Origin of the sequence: Candidatus Magnetobacterium casense (assembly GCF_019173545.1) — a bacterium.
In the GTDB taxonomy this organism is placed as follows: Bacteria; Nitrospirota; Thermodesulfovibrionia; order Thermodesulfovibrionales; family Magnetobacteriaceae; genus Magnetobacterium; species Magnetobacterium cryptolimnobacter.
This window is the reverse complement of record NZ_JABXWD010000169.1, coordinates 1-7,404: the sequence shown is the minus strand read 5'-3', so window position 1 is coordinate 7,404 and position 7,404 is coordinate 1. Positions and strand designations below refer to the sequence as shown.

5 protein-coding genes and 1 pseudogene are annotated in these 7,404 nt (G+C 48.2%); 5 read left to right on the top strand and 1 reads right to left on the bottom strand.

The genetic code is table 11. The annotated features are described in order from the left end of the window. Window positions 1–512 precede the first annotated feature (512 nt). The 5 genes from HWQ67_RS10050 to HWQ67_RS10030 all read left to right on the top strand — a co-directional run bounded on the left by HWQ67_RS10050 (window position 513) and on the right by HWQ67_RS10030 (window position 6,514). A complete protein-coding gene (locus HWQ67_RS10050) occupies window positions 513–2,618 on the top strand; it encodes a hypothetical protein (RefSeq protein WP_218252557.1) in 2,106 nt (701 codons plus the stop codon). Window positions 2,619–3,222: 604 nt separating this feature from the next. After that, window positions 3,223–4,668, top strand: coding sequence for an alginate export family protein (locus HWQ67_RS10045; protein WP_218252556.1), 1,446 nt, complete (start codon window positions 3,223–3,225; stop codon window positions 4,666–4,668). Between the two features lie 152 nt (window positions 4,669–4,820). Further along, on the top strand, window positions 4,821–5,228 hold the full coding sequence (locus tag HWQ67_RS10040) for a DUF5618 family protein (RefSeq protein ID WP_218252555.1): 408 nt from the start codon (window positions 4,821–4,823) through the stop codon (window positions 5,226–5,228). 21 nt (window positions 5,229–5,249) lie between these two features. Continuing rightward, window positions 5,250–6,056: a 3-deoxy-8-phosphooctulonate synthase gene (gene kdsA / locus HWQ67_RS10035; RefSeq protein ID WP_218252554.1), complete on the top strand. Its 807-nt coding sequence runs from the start codon at window positions 5,250–5,252 to the stop codon at window positions 6,054–6,056. A 50-nt stretch (window positions 6,057–6,106) separates the two neighbouring features. Next, window positions 6,107–6,514: a DUF5618 family protein gene (locus HWQ67_RS10030; RefSeq protein WP_218252553.1), complete on the top strand. Its 408-nt coding sequence runs from the start codon at window positions 6,107–6,109 to the stop codon at window positions 6,512–6,514. Window positions 6,515–6,610: 96 nt separating this feature from the next. On the opposite strand, the pseudogene HWQ67_RS10025 reads toward HWQ67_RS10030, so the two are convergent. Then, window positions 6,611–7,105 (bottom strand): annotated as a pseudogene (locus HWQ67_RS10025) (hypothetical protein); the annotation flags it as partial. Window positions 7,106–7,404 lie beyond the last annotated feature (299 nt).

Sequence of the window (7,404 nt, the reverse complement as noted above, 5' to 3'; positions counted from 1 at the left end):
GTAATAGTTCACCCCCCTAAGAAGAAGGAAAGAAAGGGGCGGCTCCGCCCCCCTTCAGAACCCCCTGCAAGGGGGCCAGCCCCCTTGACCCCTTCTTACCTTGTTGACATTGGGTTGATTATACACAATATTTCAATTGTATGGCTGAACTATTACGATTGTGGCTGCTTATCCCCCTGGTGTGTCTCATATGCACACTGAGTTGCAATATTGATTCAGGTGTGGATGTAGGGCTGTTGGATTTTACAGACATTTAGCAGCAGTACATAAATCACTGTTAGGTGGTACAAATATTGCTTTACGTGCATATTGGTGACTAAAGTCACACACTGCCGATCTGCCAATCGGATACAAAACAGACGTAAAATAACAAAGGAGGTGATGTAGCAGAGAATCGCTTCACACCACAGATATTTCACAGGTTTCTATTTTATGGACGCCTTACAAACAAAAACTCTCAAACCAAGGCTGTGACCGCAGAAAACAGCCAGGTATAAATCAGGAGGTAATTTATGAAAAACATGGCTGTGCTTCTGGGCATATTCATGCTGCTACTCTGGTGTACGGATGCCAGGGCCGACGGCTGGGACCGCTGCAAGACCTGCCACCGTGACTCTGGCAGCCCTGCCCCGTCGAAAGCTGCTCTGATACAAAAGTACAAAACCGGCGAAGCTTTAGTCAAGGGGGCGTTGAGCACAAAGACTCAACAAATGGAGTTTGTGCGCTACAACCCGGACCTGATTGTAGACGCCGCCGTAGATATCGGTATTCCCCCCAAGGGCATGTCCCCAAAGGGCACTGCAAAAGCGGAAATGTCTGCACCCATAGACGCCAAAGCGATTGTTGAAACCCGCTGCACCACCTGCCACAATATTAACAGAATCGTTTACGCCCCCAAGGCCACCCTTGAGGACTGGCTCCACATAATATCACGCATGCAGACACAGGTAAAGGGGCTTCTTACGCCACAGGAGATGACCGCCGTTGTGGAGTGGCTCTATGCCAGACACGATACCCTCAAGCCGGTTGACACGGGCGAGCCTGACTCTGTGAAGAAGCTCCCGGAAGACGTCCGGCAGATACTGGTGAAAAACCGCTGCCTTACCTGCCACACCGATGACAGGATCATCAAGCAGGCCGCGGCATGGACGGAAAAGGAGTGGGAACACGTCATTGAGCGGATGAGGTCCAAGGCCCCGGAACTGCTTAAGGACGTAAATGTTGTGTCGATGTCCTCGCATCTCTACAACAGACTTGCCGTGGTTCCAAAGACCGGAGCCAAAAAGATTGCATCCGATCTGTACTACCTCGTCGATGGCTATATTGACGTGCATGCCGAAAACAAACACAGATACTACTTCAATGACAAACTCGACAAGGATCAGGGACAACGTGGCCTGGATGGATTCGTTGAGGGTGATGCCCAGGTACACGGTGAGGTATTCAGTCCGGACAAGTGGAAGACCCGCCTGTCGCTGGCCTTTTACGGCATGGCAGACCCCGGCAATGATGCCATGAGTAATGGCATGTACAGACGCATATCCAGAGATGTCAAGGGATTCGCCACAATAGAGGAGCTCTGGGCTGAGGTCAACGCCACTGATTCACTTGTGGTGCGAGCCGGTGTGCAGGAGTATACATCCGACCTCATTGGTTCCGTCTACAAGGATACGGACCTCGGCGTGAGGGTCTACGGCAAACTCTCCAGTGGTATTGACTGGAGCCTCTACGCCGCTCAGAGGGTCGAAAACGACCTCCTTTCGGGTTACAACAGCCCTTCTGATCTGCGTGACCAGCAGATAGTCATTGCCCACATGCAGTTCACCCTCGCCTCACAGACCGTAAAGCCCTCCTTGAGCTTTAACCATGACCGTGAGGGAGACCATAAGTTTGGCCGTGCGGGTAAGTACGAAAAGGTGGACGTTGTCTACCCTGGGGTGACCACCTATGGAGACGTGGGACCGTTCAAGCTCCTTACGGGCCTGTACGGTGCCTTTGGTATGCAGAGGGACGTAGTGTTGTTGGGCAAGATACCGCTTCAGGATCAGAAGGTATCGGCCTTTGCGGGTTATTTTGACCTTGCCCTGCCGCTTGGAATGTTTACACCGCATCTGGGATTCTTATACGTCTCCGGCGACGACAATCCCCTCGATGACAAGGCACACGGCTTTGACGCTATCTCAGAGCGCGTGGACGTCTGGGGTGCCCACGGCATCGTCATCAACGACCGGATAAGTCTACCTGGCGGTCTCACCGTCGTGAGGGACCACAGCCCATACACATCACTGCGAGACAGGGATGCCAGTTCAAACTTTGTAAACCCAGGTGGCACCACCATAAACCTTGGGCTTATCGTTAATCCCATCAAGCAACTCACCATCGATACCAACCTCACCTACTTCTGGTGGAATGAGACCGAAGTGCTTGAGGCTGTCGTTGGGCCGCTTGGCAAAAACATTGGCCTTGAATGGAATGCCGATATCAGCTATGACATAAACAAGCACTTCACTGTCTATGTGGCTGGCGCTGCGTTCTGGCCCGATGAAGACATGTCCGCCATATACGGCAACCACCGCATGGCAAGCGACGTGTTGGCTGGTGTGAAGTACCGCTTCTGAACTAACGGACACTGGTCTGCTCTGACCTCCGCATACGTGGCATTTTTATGGGGTCAAGGGGACTGGTCCCCTTGCGGGTGGGTCTGAGGGAGGGCAGAGCCCTCCCTTCTTTTTTTGTATTGCATACAATCGAAATTAGCTATCTATAGGCACAGATACCTCCGTGGCATGGGAAGGCAAAAAAAGTTACGGCCAATTATCCCCTGATGCACGGCAAATCCAGTGTGTCGCTCGCGCACAGTGTGTTGTAAAACTACAACAACGTTTGCCGAAAAATACAGAAAAAATCCTTGCCTTTTGTGGCTATTAGTGCATGGTATATAATTTGCTTAAAAGCAGTTGATTAGGATTTAAACAGCAACAGGACATAAATAACATTATACTGAATAGATCAGGGACAAGAAGGAGGTGATACAGCTAACAGCGACGTAAATGTGGTGTTAGCCCCATGATAACGGCAACGGGTTGGGTTATGAGGGTCAGGCAGCAACAGACCCATAACAGACTATCGATAAGTGAAGAGAGACGATCACAAGATTTAAGAAATTGTAAAAAAATGCTGCCTTTGGCAGAAAAGATTCTGAGAGATATATGGAGGATTAAGTTGAAGAAGTTAACACTATTAATGATGCTGTTGATGTTCGTTTTTGCCGCATCATCGGTTATGGCCCAAGAGGCTTCAACGGCAGTTGTGGCAGGCGGAGAGACGAAGATAACGCTCGCAGGTGAGATTAGGTTCAGGGGAGAGTTCTCAAGTAACCTTGGCGATCAGCTTGATGACGAAAGCAGGAGATTGGTGACAACACCGGCTCCTCCAGGATTCAAAAATGGTAGTGATGACCACAACGCCTACTACGATGGTCGTATAAGGCTCAGTGTTGACGCCAGAATAGGTAACGATGTACAAGGCTTTATAGAGCTTGACTCAGGGACCGACAAGACAGACACCTGGATATGGGGTAACGCTACATCCGCAGACTCAGGAGCCAGAGGTATCTATTCCAACGGTAACACAAAGAAAGGTGACATACATATCCGTCAGGCATGGATACACTACACAAAGGGTATGTATGGCTTAAAGGTTGGTCACCAGCTATGGTTCCTCGGAAACAAGCTATTCTTTGACCACACAAGGTATGGTGATGACGGCATAAGGGTTATCGTTGATCCAAACAAGTACATCCACATAGAAGTAAAAGCACTGAAATTCAGCGAAAGAGAGACCAATCATCCCGATGACGGCGATGCCTATGTAGTAGAGGTAAAGTATAAGGGTGACGGAGGCGTAAACGCCAGTGCTGACGTAGCATATGTAAACGATCAGGCATTTGCCGCTTTGGTATCTGCATATCAGTATGCCCATGTATGGAACTTCGGTCTGCGTGGTGACTACACAAATGGCCCGGTAAAAGTCAGAGGCGATATTGAGGCACAGGCAGGAAAACTCGAAAATTCTGATGACAGCAGGATTGAAGACGCTACCATCAAAGGTTGGGCAGGTCTGTTGGGTGTAGACTATAAAATCGCCGGAAATATCCCCCTGACGCTTACCTTAGAGGGCGCATACGGTAGCGGTAAATCTGCAGATGACAAAAACAACGACTTCAAGACCTTTATCACCTCCCTTGGAAATGACCAGCACTATACATACGTGTATGAGTACAAGTTAAAGTCAGCGGCAGGTGCTATAAGTACAGGTCTTGCCAATACCGTCTACATCAAGGGCGCAGCAAAGGCCGAATTTACAAAGTCCCTCGAAGCCGAGCTCGCACTGTACTGGTTGCAGGCAGCAAAGAAAGTTGCCCTCAATGCAGTGTCAGGCCCTGGCCTTCCTATCGTCCCGGCATCAAAAGACCTCGGCTGGGAATTAGATACCAAGATCACATACAAGATCGCAAAGAACCTCCAGTACTTCGTAGAGGGTGGCTATATGTTCGTAGGTAAGGCATACGACAATGTCGTCCAGACACGTGTAGTACCCGTAGCTGAGTTTGCAACCGAGCGCGACGATGCTTATGCCATCAGAAACGGAATCCAGTTCAACTTCTAAGATAAACAACAAAACGTTTATCTAAACATATGGTGGGGGCTGCCTAGGCAGCCCTTCACTTTTTTTCTATACCGGACGATTCACCCATTATATTCACCCCCCCTTGCATAGCAAAACCTAAAGCAGCTATAATAATATCAAGAGATCGTTTTATGCCAAAGAAACATATAATAAAAGAAGGTGAGGCCATTAGATATCTCGAAAATGCCAGGGAGATACTGAAAAACACCCGGATTGAAGGCAATCACTACATTGACAAAAAGCCGGTAAGAGAGGCCTGTGGTACCGCCTACCTTGCCGTATTAGAGGCCATCAATGATGCACTGATAAAAAAGGGGTTGGCCACAAAACAATTGCCTAAAAAGGTGGAGACGTATAGAATAGCCTTGCAAGAGCACCTGTCAGTCAAAAATGGTAAGCTACTGAAAGAATTCAATAGTCTGTATGATTTACTTCACATAGCAGGCTACTATCAATGCTTGCTCTATGATGCGCAGGTAGTCAAAGATGCAATGAAGGCCACGGAGAGGTTTATAAAGAAGGTCTCAAATGGTGCCTGAAACTTTTTTCCCGGAGTGCCTATGATGGAACGTTTTTTTGACAGGAAGTCCCTGTTTGTCATCGCAGGGCCATGTGTAATTGAAAGCAGAGAGGTAGTTCTGGAAACTGCCCGTGCTCTCAGAGATATCTCCCTGAGACTGGATATCCCGATTATCTTTAAAAGCTCATACGACAAGGCCAATCGGACATCTATAAACGGTTACAGGGGCATTGGGGTGGAAAATGGCCTGGCACTGCTGTCGGAGGTGCGTTCGACCTTTGGGCTGCCCGTGATAACCGACGTGCATTCTCCCCAGGAGGCGCTGTTAGCCGCTGAGGCCGTTGACGTGTTGCAGCTGCCGGCCTTTCTGTGCAGGCAAACAGACCTGATCCTGGCCGCCGCAAACACCGGCAAGGTCGTCAATATAAAGAAGGGACAGTTTCTGGCGCCATGGGACGTAAAAAATATTATCGACAAGTTCACCTCCACAGGCAACACAAGCATCTTTATCACGGAGCGGGGAACGACGTTTGGATACAACAACCTGGTCGTGGACTTCAGGGCAATCCCAATTATGCGTGCCTTTGGTTATCCGGTGCTCCTGGATGTCACCCACAGCGTCCAGTTGCCCGGCGGACTTGGCACCGCATCCGGCGGACAACGACAGTTCGCACCCGTGATGGCAAGGGCGGCGGCGGCTGTTGGCGTAGACGGCCTCTTCATGGAGGTACACCCACAACCAGACAATGCCCTCTGTGATGGCCCCAACATGCTCGAACTACACACGATCGAACATATGCTCAGTGTCGTTAGCGCTATCCACAAGATCGCTCAGAACTGCGGGTAAGGTTTGTACGGCAGAGGTTAAGGCTGTTACAATAATATCAGGAGGTTGCTTTGAGCAAGAGGCATGACAGAAAAGAAGGCGAGGCCATCAGGTATCTTGAAAATGCCAGAGAAACACTAAGAAACACGCAAATCGAAAACAATATATATCTGGACAAAAAACCGGTCAGAGAGGCATGTGCAACCGCCTATCTTGCCGTATTAGAGGCCATCAACGATGCATTGATAAAGAAAGGCTTAACCCCAAAACAACTGCCCAGAAAAGTGGAAACCTATAGGATAGCCTTGCAGGAACACCTGTCGGTAAAAAACGGTAAGCTCCTTAGAGAGTTCAATAACCTGTATGATCTACTCCACATAGTGGGCTATTATCAAGGTTTGCTCTATGATGTGCAGGTAGTCAAAGATACGTTAAAGGCTGCTGAGAGGTTCATAAAGAAGGTCTCAAACGGTGCCTGATAAGCTAAAACGCCTCTCAACACTCCTTCAACGTCTGACCAACCAGGCAATGCCGTTGAGCTTTACTGTCATCTCCTATACCATTTCAGCACTACCTTACATCGTGCCGATAACATTTAGCGGTGGCATCGCCAATGGCTGCGAGGTAGATACGGAGCTATATTTATCCTTTCTTCTCTCAAAGGCTGCTTTTCCACCTTCAAGAACCTTGCAGACACTTTTAATTATATCTGGATTCTCCAATGCACCCGATTCATAACTCAATATCTCATCGACATTCTTGGCAACTATAACCTGTTCGGCATCGGCATTAACCACGAGGTTAGCATTATGGGTGACGATAACGATTTGTCTATATTTTTTGAGCTTCTTAAATATAGCGATCAGTTCGCCCATGATGAATTCATTATCCAAATCGTCCTCAGGTTGATCAAATACGATAGGCTTTGAGAAGGCATCAGTGGCAAGCTTCAAGCGTAGATAGACAGTCCCGCGTTGTCCGACAGACAATTTTTCCAGCGGCTTGCCGTCATATGTTATCTTAGGGATGGTTTTCAGATATTTGCTTCTCTTCGCCATGTCAAAGAAAAATAATTTATGCTTTTCAAATCGTTTATCTTCAAACTCTTTGGTGGAAATAAACTTAATCCAATCTCCAAAACTATGGACCGGATATCTCTCTTTAAGTATATCTATATTAGCTATTCTTCGACCATCAACCACGTTCTCAAATAACTCTTCGTAGAACACTTGTTCATCAAATACTATCTCACCAGTTACTTCAGGTAGCACTCCATTCAAGCGTGGTCATGTTGCTCAAGCATAGTAACAATGCCATATTATGAAGGGATAAAAGTGGCTTAAATCCTGACAACCACGGTTGATTGTGG